This is a genomic window from Aquimarina ulvae (genome assembly GCF_053613295.3).
The window spans coordinates 483,299-504,027 of the sequence record NZ_JBSIBP030000002.1; the positions used below are offsets into that span (position 1 = coordinate 483,299).

14 protein-coding genes are annotated in these 20,729 nt (G+C 35.0%); 12 read left to right on the plus strand and 2 right to left on the minus strand.

All coding sequences use genetic code 11. From position 1 onward, the window contains the following. The first annotated feature begins 34 nt into the window (after positions 1-34). The 10 genes from uvrC (at position 35) to ACWGOQ_RS05780 (ending at position 15,895) form a co-directional block, all read left to right on the plus strand. Complete coding sequence (gene uvrC / locus ACWGOQ_RS05735; RefSeq protein ID WP_452056083.1) at positions 35-1,834, plus strand: excinuclease ABC subunit UvrC; 1,800 nt, start codon at positions 35-37, stop codon at positions 1,832-1,834. Positions 1,835-1,841: 7 nt separating this feature from the next. Further along, a complete protein-coding gene (locus ACWGOQ_RS05740) occupies positions 1,842-4,127 on the plus strand; it encodes a patatin-like phospholipase family protein (RefSeq protein ID WP_452056082.1) in 2,286 nt (761 codons plus the stop codon). A 179-nt stretch (positions 4,128-4,306) separates the two neighbouring features. Beyond that, positions 4,307-5,464, plus strand: coding sequence for a homogentisate 1,2-dioxygenase (locus ACWGOQ_RS05745; RefSeq protein WP_452056081.1), 1,158 nt, complete (start codon positions 4,307-4,309; stop codon positions 5,462-5,464). Positions 5,465-5,643: 179 nt separating this feature from the next. Continuing rightward, positions 5,644-6,783 (plus strand): 4-hydroxyphenylpyruvate dioxygenase, encoded by a 1,140-nt coding sequence (gene hppD / locus ACWGOQ_RS05750; protein ID WP_452056080.1) that lies wholly within the window; start codon positions 5,644-5,646, stop codon positions 6,781-6,783. Positions 6,784-7,182: 399 nt separating this feature from the next. After that, complete coding sequence (locus ACWGOQ_RS05755; RefSeq protein ID WP_452056079.1) at positions 7,183-7,959, plus strand: DUF3108 domain-containing protein; 777 nt, start codon at positions 7,183-7,185, stop codon at positions 7,957-7,959. Next, on the plus strand, positions 7,959-8,924 hold the full coding sequence (locus ACWGOQ_RS05760; RefSeq protein WP_452056078.1) for a tryptophan 2,3-dioxygenase family protein: 966 nt from the start codon (positions 7,959-7,961) through the stop codon (positions 8,922-8,924). Before ACWGOQ_RS05755 ends, ACWGOQ_RS05760 begins: the two co-directional genes overlap by 1 nt. A 6-nt stretch (positions 8,925-8,930) precedes the next feature. Then, on the plus strand, positions 8,931-10,187 hold the full coding sequence (locus tag ACWGOQ_RS05765) for a M23 family metallopeptidase (RefSeq protein WP_452056077.1): 1,257 nt from the start codon (positions 8,931-8,933) through the stop codon (positions 10,185-10,187). Between the two features lie 4 nt (positions 10,188-10,191). Next, on the plus strand, positions 10,192-11,829 hold the full coding sequence (gene pgi / locus ACWGOQ_RS05770) for a glucose-6-phosphate isomerase (protein ID WP_452056076.1): 1,638 nt from the start codon (positions 10,192-10,194) through the stop codon (positions 11,827-11,829). A gap of 175 nt (positions 11,830-12,004) precedes the next feature. Continuing rightward, entirely contained in the window at positions 12,005-15,256 is a 3,252-nt protein-coding gene (locus ACWGOQ_RS05775; protein WP_452056075.1) for a TonB-dependent receptor, read from the plus strand. Between the two features lie 198 nt (positions 15,257-15,454). Beyond that, positions 15,455-15,895 carry a hypothetical protein gene (locus ACWGOQ_RS05780; RefSeq protein ID WP_452056074.1) on the plus strand — a complete coding sequence of 147 codons (441 nt, stop codon included), beginning with the start codon at positions 15,455-15,457 and terminating at the stop codon, positions 15,893-15,895. Here the strand turns inward: ACWGOQ_RS05780 and ACWGOQ_RS05785 are convergent. Beyond that, positions 15,892-16,314, minus strand: coding sequence for a secondary thiamine-phosphate synthase enzyme YjbQ (locus tag ACWGOQ_RS05785; protein ID WP_452056073.1), 423 nt, complete (start codon positions 16,312-16,314; stop codon positions 15,892-15,894). The two genes, ACWGOQ_RS05780 and ACWGOQ_RS05785, sit on opposite strands and share 4 nt — an antisense overlap. A gap of 185 nt (positions 16,315-16,499) precedes the next feature. Between ACWGOQ_RS05785 and ACWGOQ_RS05790 the strand changes: the two genes are divergently transcribed. Continuing rightward, positions 16,500-17,318 (plus strand): HAD family hydrolase, encoded by an 819-nt coding sequence (locus ACWGOQ_RS05790; RefSeq protein ID WP_452056072.1) that lies wholly within the window; start codon positions 16,500-16,502, stop codon positions 17,316-17,318. A 320-nt stretch (positions 17,319-17,638) separates the two neighbouring features. Here ACWGOQ_RS05790 and lepA read toward each other — a convergent pair whose 3' ends face one another. Next, positions 17,639-19,435 carry a translation elongation factor 4 gene (lepA, locus tag ACWGOQ_RS05795; protein ID WP_452056071.1) on the minus strand — a complete coding sequence of 599 codons (1,797 nt, stop codon included), beginning with the start codon at positions 19,433-19,435 and terminating at the stop codon, positions 17,639-17,641. Positions 19,436-19,731: 296 nt separating this feature from the next. Between lepA and dusB the strand changes: the two genes are divergently transcribed. Beyond that, complete coding sequence (gene dusB, locus ACWGOQ_RS05800; RefSeq protein WP_452056070.1) at positions 19,732-20,724, plus strand: tRNA dihydrouridine synthase DusB; 993 nt, start codon at positions 19,732-19,734, stop codon at positions 20,722-20,724. Positions 20,725-20,729: the final 5 nt, after the last annotated feature.

A 20,729-nucleotide genomic window follows, 5' to 3' on the forward strand; every position in this document is an offset into this window, starting at 1 on the left:
AATTCAAGTAAAGCACTAAATTTACACTTAGATTATGCAAAAAGCCTCGTTAGATATACAACTCAAAACATTACCAAAAGGACCCGGAGTCTATCAATACTATGATAAAGATGACAAATTACTGTATGTTGGTAAAGCCAAAAATCTTAAAAAAAGAGTTGCTTCGTATTTTACAAAGAGTCACGACAATTATAAAACCAAAGTACTGGTTAAAAAAATCAAGTCGGTAAAGCACATCGTTGTTGAAACCGAAACAGATGCGTTGTTATTAGAGAATAATTTAATCAAGAAACACCAGCCTCGCTTTAACGTAATGCTTAAGGATGACAAGACCTATCCCTGGATTTGTATCAAAAAAGAGCGGTTTCCCAGAGTTTTTCCAACCCGCAACCTTATTAAAGATGGTTCAGAATATTTTGGGCCTTATACTAATTTTAAAACAGTAAACACGCTTTTAGACCTCATCAAAGGTTTATATCAATTAAGGACTTGTAATTATGATTTATCGAAACAAAAAATAGATAGTGGAAAATATAAAGTGTGTCTCGAGTACCACTTAGGTAACTGTAAAGGTCCTTGTGAAGGATTGCAAGAAGAAAAAGAATATCATCAAAATATAGATGCAATTCGTGAAATTGTAAAAGGTAATTTTAAAGATTCCTTAAGCAGATTCCGGAAACAAATGACTGATCATGCCAAAAGGATGGAGTTTGAAGATGCGCAACGAATAAAAGAAAAAATCGAAGTTTTAGAAAAGTATCAGGCCAAATCTACGGTAGTTAATCCAAAAATCAGTAACGTAGATGTTTTCTCAATAATCTCTGATGAGTCCTACGGGTATGTCAACTTTTTGCAACTTTCATATGGGGCAATTATACGATCGCATACTACAGAAATTAAGAAGAAGTTAGAAGAAACTGATAAGGAATTATTGGAGCTGGCCATTATAGAATTACGACAACGATTTGGATCCAGATCTCAAGAAATATATGTTCCCATAAAGGTTGATGTTGGCGAAGATTTAAAGATCACTATCCCGCAACTTGGTGACAAAAAAAAGATCGTAGATTTATCCATAAGAAATGCAAAATATTACCGCCAGGAACGTTTTAAGCAAATTAAAATTATTGACCCTGACAGACATGTGAAGCGATTAATGGCTCAGATGAAAAAGGATCTGAGACTGCCTGAAGAACCAAGACATATAGAATGTTTTGACAATTCTAACATTCAAGGAACTAATCCAGTAGCAGCTTGTGTCGTATTCAAAAACGGGAAGCCCAGCAAAAAAGAATACAGAAAATTCAATATTAAAACCGTAGAGGGACCAAACGATTTTGCCTCTATGGAAGAGGTTGTATATCGGAGATATAAACGTCTACTGGATGAAGAACAGCCACTACCACAACTAGTAATTGTTGATGGAGGGAAAGGACAACTTTCTTCTGGACTGAAAGCTTTAGAGGATCTCAACCTTCGCGGAAAAATAACCATTATTGGAATTGCAAAACGGTTAGAGGAAATATACTACCCAGGTGATTCTATACCGTTGTATCTTGATAAAAAGTCAGAAACTTTAAAAATCATACAACACCTCAGAAATGAAGCTCATCGTTTTGGGATAACTTTTCATCGACAAAAAAGAAGTAAAGCGGCTTTGGACACAGAGCTGGATTCTATTCCTGGAATAGGAGAAAAAACTGTTATAGAATTACTAAAGCATTTTAGATCTGTAAAAAGAATTAGCCAAGCCACCAAAAATGAGCTTAGCGAAGTAGTAGGAAAATCACGCGCAACCAAAGTGTATAATTACTATCTTTCTAAAAAAGAATAAGATCCTTATGCTAATAAGCTTACAAAACATCCTGAATACAGCAGTACTTGGTATAATGCTGTTTGTATCTGGAACTATGTTTTCTCAGGAGAAGGATATACTTGAACCCTACGATAACCCTAAAAATCAGGATATTAAGGTTGGGTTAGTTCTAAGTGGCGGTGGTGCCAAGGGTTTAGCTCATATTGGTGCCCTCAAAATTATCGAAGAAGCTGACATCAGAATAGACTATATAGGAGGAACTAGTATGGGCGCAATTATAGGTTCTCTGTATGCTTCGGGGTATACAGCAAAAGAGTTAGATTCTATCTTCAGGACAGTGGATTTTAATGTTTTAATTCAGGATGATTTACCAAGAAAAGCTAAAACCTTTTATGAACGAGAGGACTCTGAAAAATATGCATTAACCCTTCCTTTTGATAATTATAAAATAGGGTTACCGCAAGGGTTATCCAAAGGGCAGAATTTTTTTAATGAATTTGCTAGATTAACCTCTCATGTGCACGAAGTTGATGACTTTAGTAAACTTCCTATTCCATTCTTTTGCATGGCTACAAATATAGCCACAGGTGAACAAATTTTGCTAGACAAGGGATATTTGCCCGAAGCTGTATCGGCTAGCGGCGCATTGCCTTCTATTTTTAGTCCGGTAGAATTGGATGGTGTTTTGATGACTGATGGAGGAGTCGCCAACAATTATCCTATCGAAGAAATACGTAAAAAAGGAGCTGATATTGTAATAGGAGTAGATGTTCAGGATAGTTTAATGGCGCGAAATCAATTAAACTCTGTGACAAATATTATGCTACAAATAAGCAATTTCAGAACGATAAACGATATGAAGTCCAAAATTCCGGAAACTGATGTATATATTAAACCATCTATATTGGGCTTTTCATTAATTTCTTTTGACCAGGCAGATAAAATTATTGCCAATGGAGAAAAAGCAGCTTTTGCTAATTATGAAAAATTAAGAGCGATTAAACGACTTCAAAAACCTTCTGAGTCTAGACCCAAAACTATCAAAAATTCTGATACGCTTCTTATCAACAGTCTGGTTATTTCAGGAAACCAACGATATACAAGATCTTATATAAAAGGGAAATTAAAACTAAAACTAAAAAATCCTAAAATTACCACCTACAAAAAGTTATACGAAGGAATTAATAACCTCTCTGCGACAGGAAATTTTGATAGAGTTAGTCATCGACTTATAGAGAAAGAAGACGGTAAAGAACTTATGCTTAATGTAAAGGAATCAAAAAACACGGCGCTTTTACGTTTTGCAATTCATTATGATGATTTATATAAAACAGCAGCGCTCGTTAATTACACTAAGAAAAGTTTATTATTTAATAATGACGTTCTATCATTCGATATAGCATTAGGGGACAATATCAGATATAATTTTGACTATTATATCGACAAAGGATTCTATTGGAGTATTGGTTTAAAGAACAGTCTGAATCGTTTTAACAGAAATGTAGAATATGAACTGGTAAGAGAAGATTTTAGTCTACCTGATATCGAAGTTAATAAGATAAACTTGGATTATATGGATTTTAAAACTCAATTCTATGCAGAAACTTTATTGAATCAAACCTTTTCTCTACGGCTTGGAGCAGAATATAGAAGATTTCGGCTTATTTCTGAGACGATAGGAGAAGATGAAGATCAATTGCCAAGGGTCGTATTTGATAATAGTAATTACTGGAGCGCCTTCTCAAATTTAAAATTTGATAGCTACGATAACAAGTACTTTCCAGCTTCTGGCTTTTTCTTTAATGGAAACCTTAATTATTACCTTTTTGACAACAACCCCAATAGTGAAGATAGTAATTTTGTTATTGCGAAAGCTGATTTTGGTTATGCGTTCAGACTTTCTAGAAAAACCTCGGCTAATCTTGAAGTAAGTGCGGGCAACAGATGGGAAGAACAAAATATTAGAAGTCTTAATTTTTTCATGGGTGGTTTTGGAGCAAAAATGATTAATAATAATATTCCGTTTTATGGATATGATTTTCTAAGCATTGTTGGGAACAGTTATTTTAAAACGACCATTACTTTAAATTATGAAATATTTTCGAAAAACCACATCAACATTGCTGCTAACTACGCTAATATTGGTAATAGGTTGTTTGAAAACGGAGGGTGGTTGGAGTCACCCGAATACTCAGGATATGCACTGGGTTATGGACTAGAAACATTTGCCGGACCTTTGCAAGTAAAATATTCATATTCTCCAGAACAAAAGGAAGGAGAATGGTTTTTTAGCATTGGTTTTTGGTTTTAGTACGTTTTACGATCAAAAAGATTGAAATATTTCCGATATTTGTAACATTATGAGCTTTTATTGGCAGGACTTATTATTACTACTACACTACTTTATTAAACGTAACCCGGAATAAGGTAGAGATTGCTATTGTTTACTTTTTAAGAATCTAGTAATTAACACCATAATCTTTAACACTCATGCCTTTTTATCACTCTTTAGGCAACATACCGCCTAAGCGACATACGATCTTTAGAAAGCCAGATGGCACCTTATATTACGAACAATTATTTGGAACTGTCGGTTTTGATGGTATGTCAACCAATTTATATCACCATCAGCGACCCACGCAAGTAAAAGAAATAAAAGGGAGCTACAGCGTAGCTCCAGAAATAGCAATAAAAAATAATATTCAATCCTATCGATTGCACGGATTTAATACAAAACCCGAAAAAGATTATTTGCAAAGCAGAAAAAATGTACTCACCAATAGTGATGTAAGTATTATTTTATCTGCTCCTCAAGGATCTACATCAGATTACTTTTATAAAAATACTGACGCAGACGAACTTATTTTTATTCATAAAGGAAGTGGTAAATTTAGAAGTCACCTGGGTAATCTGGATTTTAAATATGGAGATTATATTTTAATTCCGAGAGGTACAATTTATAAACTTGATTTTGATACAAAAGATAATCGATTATTCATCGTAGAATCAAGAAGACCAATTTACACACCAAAACGGTACCGCAATTGGTTTGGTCAGTTATTAGAACATTCGCCTTTTTGCGAACGGGACTTAAGAGCTCCTTATGAATTAGAAAGCAATGATGAAAAAGGAGATTTTCTGATCAAAGTAAAAAAGCAAGACGAAATATTCGATATGATTTACGCCACGCACCCTTTTGATGTGATAGGCTATGATGGGTTTAATTTCCCATATACATTTTCTATTCACGATTTTGAACCTATTACAGGAAGGATACATCAACCGCCACCAGTACATCAAACTTTTGAAACAGATGCATTTGTGGTCTGCTCATTTGTCCCTAGATTATATGATTATCATCCTGAGAGTATTCCTGCACCCTATAACCATAGTAATATTGACAGCGATGAGGTACTTTATTACGTAGATGGCGATTTTATGAGTAGAAATGATATTGCTGCAGGTCATATTTCCCTGCACCCAGCTGGAATTCCGCATGGCCCACATCCTGGCGCTGTAGAAAGAAGTATTGGCAAAACCAAAACAGACGAACTCGCTGTAATGGTAGACACATTTAAACCTCTTATGGTAACCAAAGAAGCCATCAAAATAGCAGATGGGGATTATTATAAATCTTGGTTAGAATAGTCAATGATTATGCAACCTATTGAAAAAGTTAAGAAATGCTAAGTTATAGAAAAGATATTACTCCACACTTAAGAGCAATGTGGTAGTTTAATTAATAAAAACCTGAAGATTTTCGAAAACAAGATAATGATCAGTATCTGATTTTCACATTCACTAATTATCTAATTAAAAAAAATATCATGTCAACAAATATAAAACCACAAGATTTAGAAAAAGTAGTTCCACAAGCTGAAGATTTTCTGCCGCTCCTAGGTACAGATCACGTAGAGTTATATGTAGGTAATGCAAAACAAGCGGCATATTATTATCAGACCGCTTGGGGATTTCAACCGATTGCATATGCAGGATTAGAAACTGGTCTTAAAGATCGGGTTTCTTATGTATTACGTCAGGACAAAATAACCTTGATTCTTACTTCTCCTTTACAACCAGATGGTGATATAAACGAACACATTAATGCACACGGTGATGGTGTAAAAGTGGTTGCTCTCTGGGTCGATGATGCCGCAAAAAGTTATGAGGAGACTATTAAACGGGGTGCGAAATCCTATATGAAACCAATAACCAAAGAAGATAAAAATGGTACCGTAGTTTTCTCTGGGATACGTACGTATGGAGAAACTGTTCATGTCTTTGTAGAAAGAAAAAATTATGAAGGAGCGTTCTTGCCTGGTTATATTGCTTGGGATAAGCCCTACAAAACAGCATCTACAGGGCTTAAGTACATAGATCATATGGTTGGAAACGTAGGCTGGAATGAAATGAACAAATGGTGCGAGTTCTATGCAAAAGTTATGGGATTTGCGCAACTTGTATCTTTCGATGATAAAGATATTTCTACAGAATATACTGCTTTAATGAGTAAGGTAATGAGCAACGGTAATGGTAGAATTAAATTTCCCATTAACGAACCAGCTGAAGGAAGAAAAAAATCACAGATTGAAGAGTATATCGATTTTTATAATGGTGCAGGAGTACAACATATGGCATTGGCCACAGATAATATTATAGAAACGGTCACCGCACTTCGAAACCGCGGAGTAGAATTCCTTACCGTACCCGCCAGTTATTATGAAACTGTGCTGGATAGAGTTGGTGAAATTGATGAGGATCTCGAACCTTTGAAAGAACTTGGGATTCTGATCGATCGTGACGATGAAGGGTATTTGTTACAGATTTTTACTAAACCTATTTTGGACCGCCCCACAATGTTTTTTGAAATAATTCAAAGAAAAGGGGCGCAATCTTTCGGAAAAGGTAATTTTAAAGCACTTTTTGAAGCTATTGAAAGAGAGCAGGAACAACGCGGGACCTTGTAAATTTAATATTTGCTTAAAATTTTTTGAAAAATTTAAGCAGCCTGTGTTAATAAATTGAGATTATTGAAAAATAATTCGTTTCTACCTAAATTTTTGTTAAATATGATAATAAAAAAACGTTTTCGTTTGATAATTATGCAAAAAAAGCGGATGTTTGTATTATAAGCGGAGTGGTTACTGCTTATACCAAAAACAATAATTATTCTCATAATTTAAGTTTTTAGTTGGTTAATAAAAGTAAAAAGAGAGCTGTGGTGGCTCTCTTTTTTTATTACTTTTTTAAAATTTAGTAATACTCCCTGTTTTTATCTGTTTATATAATATAGTACTTTTGGAATGGATATTGCAAATACTCTTAGCATTAGTGTTTGCATTTAATGAAACAACACCCAAATATATATGAAAAGATACATTCTTTTATTATTAATCCTTGTTAGAACTACTTCTATTGCTCAAGATAACCACAGTTCTTTTGAAAGTGGAGAATGGTTCAAATTCAAAATTCGTTATGGTGTTTTTACTGCTAGCTATGCTACCCTAGAAGTAAAGGATGAAACACTCAATGGAAAGCCAGTACATCATATCATAGGAACCGGAAAATCGTCTGGGCTCCTTAGTGTGTTTTTCAAAGTAGAAGACTATTATGAAACATATGTAGATAAAAATAAGGTAAAACCCTATCGCTTTATTCGTAAAATCAATGAAGGTGGGCATACCAAAGATATCGAGATTAACTTTGATCATGAAAACAAAAAAGCATTAGTATTTAATAAAAAATATGATAAAAAAGAAACATTTAGCATCAAGGACAATATCCAAGATATGATGTCTTCCTTTTATTATTTGAGAAATAATATTGATGTATCTTCGCTAAAGAAAGGAGATGAGCAACTAGTCAATATGTTTTTTGACAACGAAAATTATCTGTTTAAACTACGTTTTTTAGGAAGAGAGACTGTTAAAATGAATGGCAATAAAATACGTTGTTTAAAATTTCGCCCAATAGTACAGGCAGAAAGAGTCTTTAAAGAAGAAGAAAGTTTGACTGTTTGGGTAAGTGATGATGATAATCGAATGCCTATTCGAATAAAAGCAGATATTCTTGTAGGATCAATAAATGCAGATTTAATAGCTTATAAAGGACTTAAACATCCTCTCAAAATTGTAATAGATTAATGGACGAATCCATACAGCCAGAGATTGCCGAAAAAATAAGGCTACTCGAAAAAAAGTTTAAAAACTCCGGACAGGATCTGGGATCTTATTTAGATGGTTTACTACACGACCGATACCTGACATATTGGGATTATATACATCTGGATACTTTGCTTAGTTTACAAATTCCAAGAACACATTTTCCTGATGAGGAAATATTTATAATGTATCATCAAATTACTGAGCTTTATTTCAAACTGATAATCCATGAGCTTAAGCAAATTATTGATGATAAATTACAGACGGCAGAATTTTTTACAAAAAAACTAGACCGGATCAATAGATACTTTAGAGTTTTGATCGACTCGTTTGATGTAATGATCAAAGGAATGGATAGAGATCAATTCTTAAAGTACAGAATGTCTTTACTTCCTGCTAGTGGGTTTCAATCAGTACAATTCAGGATGATCGAGATTTATGCCACTCCCTTAGCTAATTTGGTAAACAGTAAAGAAAGAGATCAATTTTCTGAAGAAGATCCTCTTGAAGAAGTTTATGAACACTTGTACTGGAAATCTGGAGCTACCGATATTAAAACCGGTGAAAAGACGCTCACATTAAAACAATTTGAGTATAGATATACTCCTAGGATGATGCGTATTGCACATCAGGTAAAACAGAGCACTATTTATCACAGATACCTGGAACTTCCGGAAAAAGAACAAAATAATGTGCAGCTTATTAATGCATTGCGTACTTTTGACACCAATGTGAATATTAATTGGTTATTAATGCATATGGGTGCCGCCTACAGGTATCTTAATAGAGATAAAGGCGAAGTGTTGGCCACAGGAGGAACCAACTGGAAAAAGTTTTTACCTCCAAGTTTTCAAAGGATTATTTTTTTTCCTAATCTTTGGAGTGCAGAAGAGAAAGAAAATTGGGGACAACAATGGGTTACCCATCAATTTAATACCACAAAATAAAGTCAGTTGAAGAATTTAAGTTGTCTACTACTCATGGCAGTAGTATTGATTTCATGTCAGCAAGAAAAAAAAGAACCGGCAGTTGTTGCTCCCGAAATAGTTGAAGAAATAAAAAAGCCCCCAATTGTTAAAGAATTTGGGTACAATCTTGACAACTTCAAGGTTATTAGAGATACTATTAGGCCCGGAGATAGTTTTGGAGCTATTTTAGATAGTCACGGTATCTCCAGAGCTAAAGTTTTCGAAATTTCAAATAAAATCAAAGACACCTTTAATGTTGCCCGAATCACAGCTGGCAAAGCATATACCCTTCTCAAATCAAAAGATACAACCGAAAAAGCACAGGTTTTTGTATACCAAAATGGACTGATAGACTATACCGTAGTAGATTTTAGAGACAGTATTGTTGCCAGAAAAAGTGCAAAACCCGTAAAAATAGTTGAGAGAATAGCCTCGGGAACTATAGAAAATAATCTGTCTCAAACTTTTGATGAGATGGACCTTAGCTTTCTTGTTGCCTACAAAATGGCTGATATTTATGCTTGGACTATAGATTTCACAAGACTTCAGGCAGGTGATCAATTTAAAGTTATATATACAGAAAAATATATAAACGATACCATACCAGCAGGGATTGGTGAAATCAAAGCCTCTTATTTCGAACATAAAAGTAAACCTTTATACGCTTTTAAATTCGAAGACGATACGATTAAAGGGACATCAGATTATTTTGATCAGGAAGCAAACAATTTGCGCAGAGCCTTCCTAAGAGCACCAGTTCAGTTTAGCAGAATTTCTTCAAGGTATAATCTCAAGCGAAGAATACGTTATTACGGTAATAAAATAAGACCACATCGTGGAACAGATTTTGCCGCACCAGTTGGAACCCCTATTCTGGCTACTGCGGATGGTACGGTTACGAAGTCAGAACGTAGAGGAGGAAATGGAAAATATGTGAAAATTAGACATAACGCCACCTACGACACACAATATTTGCATATGAGCAGAAGAGCTGTAAAAGTTGGAGAATATGTGAGACAAGGAGCGATAATCGGTTATATTGGAATGACTGGAAATACGAGTGGACCCCATGTTTGTTATCGTTTTTGGAAAAATGGAAAAGAAGTCGATCCGTTTAGAGAAGATTTACCAGCATCCAAACCGCTAAGTGATAGTTTAAAGCCTGCTTTTTATGAACATATAGAACCGTTAAAAACGAAATTAGATAGTATTATTTTTACACCAAAACAGGAAATTTTATAACCACATGGCATTACCAACTATTAACCCGACCACCACAAAAGCTTGGAAAGCGCTACAAAGCCATTATAAGCAAATAAAAAACACGCATTTAAAGGATCTATTTATACAATCACCTGATAGAGCAGAAAAATTCTCCGTAGAATGGAAGGATTTTTATGTAGATTATTCTAAAAACAGAATTGATGAAACTACAAAAAAGCTTTTACTCGATCTTGCTAAAGAAGTGCAACTCGATAAAGCAATCAAGAGTTATTTTGAAGGAGAGACTATAAATGAAACCGAAGGAAGAGCTGTACTACACACAGCCCTTAGAACTCCCTCAAATAGTAACGTTAACGTTGATGGTAAAAATGTAGTGCCAGAAGTATCAGCTGTAAAAAATAAAATCAAGGTATTCTGTGATAAGGTTATTCACGGTGAATTAAAAGGATATACCAATAAACCATTTACTGATATCGTAAATATTGGTATTGGCGGTTCTGACCTTGGACCTGCTATGATCACTGAATCTTTAGAATATTACAAAAACCATCTTAACGTACATTATATATCCAATGTAGATGGAGATCATGTACATCAAAACTTAAAAAGTCTTGATCCGGAAACAACTTTATTTGTAGTCGTCTCAAAAACCTTTTCTACACAAGAAACGTTATCTAATGCAACCACGGCAAGAAGTTGGTTTGCAAAACAAGCATCTCAAGAAGCAGTAAGCAAACATTTTGTTGCCGTATCCAGTAACATTCCTAATGTAACTAAGTTTGGTATTTCTGAGAATAATATTTTTCCACTATGGGATTGGGTTGGAGGTCGTTTTTCGCTATGGAGCGCGGTTGGATTGTCTATCAGTCTATCTGTAGGCTATAAGAACTTTGAATCATTATTAGAAGGAGCTCATGAAATGGATGAACATTTCAGAACTACTAATTTCGAAGAAAACATCCCTGTTATTTTAGGACTGCTTAGTATCTGGTACAATAACTTTTTTGGTGCCGAAAGCGAAGCAATTATCCCTTATTCTCAATATCTACATAGATTACCTGCATATTTACAACAAGGTATTATGGAAAGTAATGGTAAGAGTGTAGATCGTAATGGAGATCCTATCGACTATCAAACCGGAACAATCATTTGGGGAGAACCAGGAACGAATGCACAGCACGCATTCTTTCAACTCATACATCAAGGCACAAAACTTATTCCTGCAGAATTTATAGGTTTTAAACACTCTTTGTTTGAAGATAAAGATCATCAGGACAAATTAATGGCAAATTTCTTTGCACAAACGGAAGCTTTAATGAATGGAAAAACAGAAGCTGAAGTTCTAGAAGAATTGAAGTCCAAGAACCTTCCTGAAGATAAACTAAAACAATTAGTCCCATTCAAAATATTTTCGGGCAATAAACCAACCACTACCCTACTTATCAACAAATTAACTCCCAAAAGTTTGGGGTCACTTGTAGCTATGTATGAACAACGAATTTTTGTTCAAGGAGTGATTTGGAACATTTTTAGTTACGATCAATGGGGTGTAGAATTAGGTAAGCAATTAGCCACAAAAATTTTAAATGAAATCGATAATTCGCAGATTTCTGACCACGATTCGTCTACAAAAACACTGCTAAAAAAGTACTTGAGTTAGATTTTTTTTGGTTGATAACTTTTGAATATTTTCAATCACCTACAAATCAATTAAGTACAAAATTAAGTTACCTTAAAACCGTTAAAATTTTATGTAAAAATTTTAACATTAAGATAAACTTAGATTGCGCAAAGATTCGTTTTTTTGCGACAAACAATTAACTCAATTCATTATAATGAAAAAGATTACATTTTTATTTGTTGTGATTCTTTTGGCAACGTTTTCTGAAACGTTTGCTCAAGGTATTACAAAATCTTCCATGAACGGAAAAGTAACAGATAATACTGGAGCAGCACTTCCAGGTGCTAATGTAATTGCAACTCACACTCCTTCAGGGACTAAGTATGCTGCAATTACAGATTTTGACGGTTTCTACAGAATCGCCAATATGAGAACTGGTGGACCATACAGAGTAACTATCTCTTATGTAGGGTTTTTAGGATTTGTTCAGGATGGGATATATCTTCAATTAGGAGATTCTAAAAACATTAGCACTCAGATGAAAGAAGAAGCTAGTGCTCTTGAAGAAGTCGTTATTACAGCTACTCGTAATGGAGTCTTTGACTCTGGTAAGACGGGTACGGAAACTACCGTAACAGAAAGACAGATCAATTCTTTACCTTCGGTATCTAGATCTGTAGCAGATTTTGTGAGAATTACTCCACAAGCGCAGATCACTGAAGGAGATGACGGGTTCTCAGTTTCTTTAGCTGGACAAAATAACCGATACAATGCTTTATACATAGATGGAGGTGTAAGTAATGATGTATTTGGTTTAGCAGGATCTGGAACAGATGGTGGACAAACAGGAGTAAATCCATTTTCTATTGATGCGATTGAAACATTTCAAATAAACATTGCTCCATTTGATGTAAGACAATCAGGATTTGCCGGAGGTGCAATTAATGCTATTACGAGATCAGGAACTAATAAAATAGAGGGATCTGTATATACATATTTCAGAAATCAGGATCTTGCAGGAAAAACTCCTCCTAGTCTTGTTGGAGATGGAGAATCAAGAGAAAAATTAGCTGAGTTTTCTTCTAATATATATGGTGTAAGAGTAGGTGGCCCTATCGTAAAAGATAAATTGTTCTATTTTGTAAATTACGAAAGAGAAGAAACTGAAACTCCTCAGCCATTTAATTTTAGTAATTACCAAGGAGATTCTAGTTTGTCTGAAATTCAGGATCTTTCGAACTTTTTACAAACTACGTACGGATTTAATCCAGGTGGTTTTGATAACAACACCAGAACTTTAGAAAGTGATAAGTTTACGGTAAGATTGGATTGGAATATTAATGATAACAACCAATTAAGTGTAAAACATAATTTCGTAAAAGCAGATAACTTAGAAGCTAGAAATAGCGGAAACAGAAACATTGGTTTCATCAATGGTTCTGAGCTTTTCGAAAGTACTAAAAATGAAACAACTTTAGAGCTTAACTCTTCTTTTGGGAGCTGGGCATCAAATAGCTTATTAGTGGGATATAAGACTGTTAGAGATGATCGTGATCCATCTGGCAATCCATTCCCTAGTGTTGATATTAGAGATGGTGGTGGTACAATTACCTTTGGTGCCGAGCCTTTTTCTACAGCAAATTTATTAGATCAGGATATCTTAAATATTGCGGATAATTTTGAAATATACAGTGGTAGACACACTATTACGATTGGTACGCAACACGAATTTTCAAAAATAAAGAATCTTTTCTTTGCATTCAACTATGGTGATTACACTTTCAATAGCGTAAGTGACTTCTACAATGGAATCATTGACGAATACCAAAGAGGTTATTCTTTAGTTGGTGGCACAGCAGTAGGTGATGAATCTGATGGAGCTTCAGAATTTAAGCTATATCAGCCAAGTGTTTATGTTCAGGATGAAGTAAATATTTCAGAAAACTTTAAGTTCACTGCAGGTTTAAGAGTTGATGTACCTATTTTTGATGACGGCCCTGTGAATGATGATTTTAATAATAGAACAATTCCTATTTTAGAAGCCGCTGGTAAAGATCTTCAAGGAGCAAGAGTTGGTAAGGCGATCAATCCAAAAGCACATTTATCTCCTAGAATTGGATTTAACTGGGATGTAAAAAACGATAACACCACTCAAGTTCGTGGTGGTTTAGGAATGTTTACTTCTAGAATTCCATTAGTATGGCCTGGAGGATCTTACAATAACAATGGTATTACAGGTGGATTTACAGGTGGATTTAACTTAGATCCATCTACGATTACTTTCAACCCTGATGTTAATCAACAACCTGTAGCAGTTGAGCCGGGTACTGGTGGACTTGCAGGTAATATTGATATCTTTTCGCCAGATCTAAGATTACCTCAGTTTATGAAGTACAATATCGCTATAGATCAAAAATTACCAATATGGGGATTAATTGCTAGCGCAGATTTCTTATATACTGATGTAATTACTAATATATATTATGAAAATTTAAACATAGCAGAAGCCGAAGGCACCCTGAACGGAGCTGACAACAGACCTTTTTATAGCGATAGTTTTGGTGATCTTTTAGACAACACTTATGGTAGAATTACTTTAGGTACTAATACTGGTGAAGGTTTCTCATACAATGCATCTGTTACTTTAAGAAAGCCTTTCTCTAATGGTTTCCAAGGTAGCGTATCATATGCTTATGGGGAGTCAGAATCAATTTTTGATGGAACCTCTTCTCAAAACAGTTCTCAGTGGAGAAATATACAAACCGTGAACGGTAAAAATTCTGATATCCCTTTAGCAAGATCTGATTTCTCGCAAGGTTCTCGTATCACTGCAAACGTAAGTTATGAAAAAGAATATCTTGGATTCATGAAATCTACAATAGCACTTTTCTTTGAAGCTAATCAGGGTTCTCCTTATTCTTTCGTATATAGAGAAGGAAGAGATTTATTAAATGATGACTCTAGAGATAATGCATTGATATATATTCCTGCTACTCAAAATGATATAACACTTGTACCTTTTAGAGATAATGATGGTAATATTGTAGCTGGATCACCTACACCTGCTGAACAGTGGACAGCTTTAAATGCATTTATCGAAGGAAATGATTACCTAAGAAGCAGAAGAGGGCAATATGCAGAGCGTAATGGAGACAGAGGTCCTTGGAGTAACACTATTGATTTAAAATTCTTACAGGATTTTTATATCAATACTGGAAAATATAAGAATACACTTCAGGTGTCTTTAGACATATTCAATTTCACTAACCTTTTAAACGAGGACTGGGGAAAACGAAAGTTTATTCCTGGAAACGTTGGGCTTATAGAAACTGTACAAGCGGGTCCTGATCCAGAATTTACATTCAACCCTGCTTCTTTTGAAGATGGATTAGAGCAGTTAGATGACAGAGGATTACAATCATCAAGATGGCAAATGCAAGTTGGTTTAAGATATATCTTTAACTAAACTTCTCCTTAATTATATTTCAAAAACCTCGTTCAACTTGAACGAGGTTTTTTTATACATTATGTTTACCTTTGAAAACGATAGTATTGAATCTAAAAACATCCCACTATAAAATGGGATTAGTTCAACTTACTATGTTGAATACATTACTAAGCAATTTTCATCCGCCGTGGCGGATCACTAACTAAACACATCATTATGTACGAAGCTATTCAAATACTTCACTCTTATTGGGCCTACCTTGTAGTTCTTGTTGTAACCCTTGCCACGATTAATGCATTAATCGGTTTCTTTACTAAAAGAGAGTACGCTCCCAAAGATTTTAGAATATCACTTTTTGGTCTCATCGTTACACATTTACAGCTCCTAATAGGAATTATTATATTTTTTGTTTCTCCAAGTATAATGTGGTTTACTGAAGGAGTTTCTGTAAAAGATATTATGGGAGATCCTTTATTAAGGTTATACAATCTAGAACATCCTATGATGATGATTGCTATGGTTGTTTTTATAACTATTGGATATTCTAAACATAAAAAGAAACTGACCTCTACTCCAAAGTTCAAGATGTTAGCAATTTTTTATACAATTGCCTGGTTATTGATGTTATCAAGGATTCCTTGGGCTAGTTGGTTTTAGGAACCAAAAGCCGTCAATACTAATTTTCTGGAACCACCGTTGTTTCTATGTTCGCATAAGTAGATTCCTTGCCAAATTCCTAAGTTAAGTTTTCCGCTGGTTATTGGTATTTGAATGGACGTACCCATGAGGGAAGCTTTTATATGCGCTGGCATATCGTCAGAACCTTCATATGTATGGATATAATACGGTGCATTTTCTGGTACCATAATATTCATATGACTTTCAAAATCCTGCCGAACTGTTGGATCAGCATTTTCATTAATTGTTAAGCTTGCAGAAGTATGTTTAATAAACACCTGTAATTGACCGATTTCTATTTTAGTAATTTCTGGGATGTCAGCAAGCACTTCGTCAGTAATTAAATGAAAACCTCTAGGGAATGGTTGGAGCTGTACTTCTTTTTGGAAAAATTTCATTTTATATAAAGAGTAGTTTATATCTCACTGAGCGAAGTCGAGGTGTAAACGAATCAAAAAATCGCTCGACTTCGCTCGAGATGACAGTAAGCCTTGTTTTTAACTAAATTAATAAAAATTTTATATCAAACATAGGCTGTATTACTTTTAACCACAATACCTTTGCTATGTAAATTTTTGATCTCATGGATTTATCCCAAATAAAACTAGTAGCTACTGATATGGATGGCACTTTGCTTAACTCCAGAGGAGAAGTAAGTCAATCTTTTTTTTACCTGTTTGAAGAATTAAAAGAATTAGGAGTGACGTTTGTTGCAGCTAGTGGAAGGCAATATTATAGCATCATACATAAGCTGGATGCTATTAAAAATGACATGATTGTGATTGCAGAAAATGGTGCATTAACGATGCACAAAGATGAAGAATTACAAACGACAGAAATTGATCGTAAAACGTATTTAGAGCTACTACAATTAACCAAAGATCTTCAAGGTTCTCAGGTTATATTGTGCGGACGCAAAAAAGCGTATATCCAAGATTATGGTAAGGAATTCGAAAATATGTTGAAAGAATTCTATGGCAGATATGAAATAGTGAAAGATTTATCGCAAGTACTCGATGATCAATATCTAAAAATTGCCATATGTAACGAAAAAGGATCAGAAAAATATCTATATCCAGCACTAAAGCATTTAGAAAACAGGATAAAAGTCAAAGTTTCCGGTAAGGTGTGGTTGGACCTATCTCATAATAATGCTAATAAAGGATATGCACTTCAAAATCTTCAAAAAAATCTCGATATTTCGACTGAAGAAACGATGGTTTTTGGTGATTACAACAACGATCTGGAGATGATGTCACAAGCAAGATATAGCTTTGCCATGCAAAATGCGCACCCCAATGTAAAAGCGGTCGCCAATTACAGTACTAAAAGTAACGATGAAAACGGTGTAGAGTATATACTTACCAAAATGATTGAAGCAAAACGAGCAAGAAATAGTTGATCCCTTACATATAACTGAAAGAGTAGGCTCACTAAAAAGTTCCTTCATCTTCAATTAAGAAAGACAAGCCAATACAATAGAAATGATAAAAAAGTAAACGTAATTAGGTTGCTTAGTGAAAAAATTCTGCATAATTAATTTTATTAAATTAACCTTTTCTAGAGGCAAAAAGTAGATTTTGGAATTTTTATTTCAAGACAAATATATACAATCAAAATAATAAAACTACATTTTAGCTTATAAAAATGTATTTAACCTAACTTTTAACAATTTACCATCATCTTTTTCCTACTTTTTAGCACCTTTTGACTCCACAGAAATTAATCATTCAGTTTTAGTACTGCCATAAACGCTTCTTGAGGAATTTCTACATTTCCTACCTGGCGCATACGTTTTTTACCTTTCTTTTGTTTTTCAAGCAATTTACGTTTACGAGAGATATCACCCCCATAACATTTGGCAGTTACATCTTTACGCAATGCTTTTACAGTTTCACGAGCAATAAACTTAGCACCAATCGCAGCTTGAATCGGAATATCAAATTGCTGGCGAGGAATTAGCTCTTTTAATTTTTCGCAGATCTTTTTTCCAATGGCATACGCATTATCGATATGTAATAATGCAGACAGTGCATCCACAATGTTTCCATTAAGCAATAAATCTACTTTAACCAGTTTAGAAGGACGCATCCCTATCGGAGTGTAATCAAAAGAAGCATATCCTTTGGACACTGTTTTAAGTCGATCATAAAAATCAAAAACGATTTCCGCAAGTGGCATATCAAATGTAAGTTCTACCCGCTCTGTAGTCAAATAGGTCTGATTGGTAATCTCACCTCGTTTTTCAATACATAGAGACATTACAGATCCTACAAAATCCGATTTTGTGATAATCGAAGCCTTAATGTATGGTTCTTCCACCCGGTTCATTGATGAAGGATCAGGTAAATCAGATGGGTTATTTACGGTGATAATTTCATCCGGGTTTTTGTTAGTAAACGCGTGGTACGAAACGTTAGGCACTGTAGTAATAACCGTCATGTTGAACTCTCGCTCCAAACGTTCCTGAATGATCTCCATATGTAGCATTCCTAAAAACCCACATCGAAAACCAAACCCCAAAGCGGCCGAGCTTTCTGGTACAAAAACTAAAGAAGCATCATTAAGCTGTAGTTTTTCCATAGAAGCTCTTAACTCCTCATAATCCTCTGTATCTACAGGATAAATCCCTGCAAATACCATTGGTTTTACGTCTTCAAAACCTTCAATAGGGTTTTTAGTAGGTGTCTTTGCATCCGTCAAGGTATCTCCAACTTTTACTTCGCGGGCATCCTTGATTCCTGTAATCAAGTATCCCACATCTCCAGTTTTGATGACTTGTTTGGTTACTTGATTTAACTTTAACGTACCTACCTCATCTGCAAAATAGTTTTTTCCTGTAGCAACAAACTTAATTTGTTGTCCTTTTTTTATTTCGCCATTGACCACCTTAAAATAGGTCTCTACTCCTCTAAAAGAATTATATACAGAATCAAAAATTAAAGCCTGTAGTGGCTCATCTGGATTACCTTCTGGAGCAGGAATTCTTTCTATAATCGCTGTCAGAATTTCTTCAATTCCAACACCTGTTTTAGCACTGGCAGGAATCACCTCTTCAGGGTCACAACCCAGTAAATCAACTATATCATCTGTAACTTCTTCAGGATTGGCACTTGGCAGATCTACCTTATTCAACACCGGAATAATTTCCAAGTCATTTTCCAGTGCCAAATATAAATTAGAAATAGTTTGTGCCTGTATACTTTGAGCAGCATCCACAATCAACAGCGCACCTTCGCAAGCTGCTATAGAACGAGAAACTTCATAAGAAAAATCTACGTGTCCTGGAGTATCAATCAGATTAAGGATGTATTCTTCCCCTTTATGGGTGTACTCCATCTGGATAGCGTGACTCTTGATCGTGATCCCACGCTCACGTTCCAGATCCATATTATCCAATAGCTGATTCTGAGCTTCGCGAGCTGTAACAGATCCCGTAAAATCCAAAAGCCGATCCGCCAATGTACTTTTACCATGATCAATATGTGCAATAATGCAAAAATTTCTAATGTTCTTCATCTCTATTTTTTTAGGCGGGCTAAACCGGGCTATCCGTTATATCTTTTTTGTTTTCTCCCGCTCTCACCTACAGCAACAAAAAAGGATGCCACTTCTATCCCTGCCCGAAAAATCTGATTCTGTTGAATCAAAATCATTTAGTCTGCAAATATAATCGATTTTAGAAGGTTTATATCATCAATACCAGCATTTTTAAAACCACCATGAGAATAGAAAGTCACTGAGTCAGTGAACCATTCTTATAATTCGTACTTTTGCATCATAATAAAATCAAAATAACGTAATAGACAAAGGTTGTGGCAAAGATTGGAGATATAGATGTAGGGGAATTCCCGTTGCTGTTAGCACCTATGGAAGATGTAAGCGACCCTCCTTTTCGTGCACTATGCAAAGAACAGGGAGCAGATGTTGTATATACAGAGTTCATTTCTAGCGAAGGGCTTATCCGGGATGCAGCAAAGAGTGTTATGAAATTGGATATTTATGAGAAAGAACGTCCGGTTGGAATTCAAATTTTTGGGGCAAATCTTGAGTCCATGCTCAAATCGGTCGAAATTGTTGAAGCATCCGGTCCGGATATTATAGATATTAATTTTGGATGCCCGGTAAAAAAGGTAGTAAGTAAAGGTGCCGGAGCTGGAATTCTCAAAGATATCGATTTGATGGTTTCGTTAACCAAGGCTATGGTAGAACATACAAAACTGCCGGTTACTGTTAAAACAAGATTAGGATGGGATCACAATTCTATAAAAATTGTAGAAGTAGCCGAACGATTACAGGATGTCGGAGCAAAAGCAATAGCTATACACGGTCGTACCAGAGCGCAGATGTACAAAGGTAATGCCGATTGGAAACCAATTGCAGCAGTAAAGAATAACGTAAGAATGCATATTCCTGTTTTTGGTAATGGAGATGTGGATAGTCCTGAACGTGCTATGGAAATGCGGGACCAATACGGACTAGATGGAGCTATGATCGGTCGTGCCAGTATTGGATATCCATGGTTTTTTAAAGAAGTAAAACATTTTTTTGAAACCAGAGAACATTTACCTCCGCCAACCATAACAGAGAGAGTGATTGCAGCACGCAGGCATCTACAAATGGCTATTGACTGGAAAGGAGAAAAACTTGGTGTTTTTGAAACACGTAGACACTATACCAACTACTTTAAAGGAATTCCACATTTTAAAGAATACAGAATGAAAATGGTAACTAGTGATGACGCTGAAGATGTATTTGCTGCTTTTGATGAAATTCAGAAAAAGTTTGCCGGATTTGAGTTTGTGTAATACTG

Bases quoted from the DNA above. Each gene is read 5' to 3' on its own strand.
- ACWGOQ_RS05755 (WP_452056079.1), top strand. From the start codon at position 7,183: ATGAAAAGATACATTCTTTTATTATTAATCCTTGTTAGAACTACTTCT.
- ACWGOQ_RS05790 (WP_452056072.1), top strand. From the start codon at position 16,500: ATGGATTTATCCCAAATAAAACTAGTAGCTACTGATATGGATGGCACT.
- ACWGOQ_RS05775 (WP_452056075.1), top strand. From the start codon at position 12,005: ATGAAAAAGATTACATTTTTATTTGTTGTGATTCTTTTGGCAACGTTT.
- lepA (WP_452056071.1), bottom strand. From the start codon at position 19,435: ATGAAGAACATTAGAAATTTTTGCATTATTGCACATATTGATCATGGT.
- ACWGOQ_RS05745 (WP_452056081.1), top strand. From the start codon at position 4,307: ATGCCTTTTTATCACTCTTTAGGCAACATACCGCCTAAGCGACATACG.
- ACWGOQ_RS05740 (WP_452056082.1), top strand. From the start codon at position 1,842: ATGCTAATAAGCTTACAAAACATCCTGAATACAGCAGTACTTGGTATA.
- ACWGOQ_RS05785 (WP_452056073.1), bottom strand. From the start codon at position 16,314: ATGAAATTTTTCCAAAAAGAAGTACAGCTCCAACCATTCCCTAGAGGT.
- hppD (WP_452056080.1), top strand. From the start codon at position 5,644: ATGTCAACAAATATAAAACCACAAGATTTAGAAAAAGTAGTTCCACAA.
- ACWGOQ_RS05780 (WP_452056074.1), top strand. From the start codon at position 15,455: ATGTACGAAGCTATTCAAATACTTCACTCTTATTGGGCCTACCTTGTA.
- ACWGOQ_RS05760 (WP_452056078.1), top strand. From the start codon at position 7,959: ATGGACGAATCCATACAGCCAGAGATTGCCGAAAAAATAAGGCTACTC.
- uvrC (WP_452056083.1), top strand. From the start codon at position 35: ATGCAAAAAGCCTCGTTAGATATACAACTCAAAACATTACCAAAAGGA.
- pgi (WP_452056076.1), top strand. From the start codon at position 10,192: ATGGCATTACCAACTATTAACCCGACCACCACAAAAGCTTGGAAAGCG.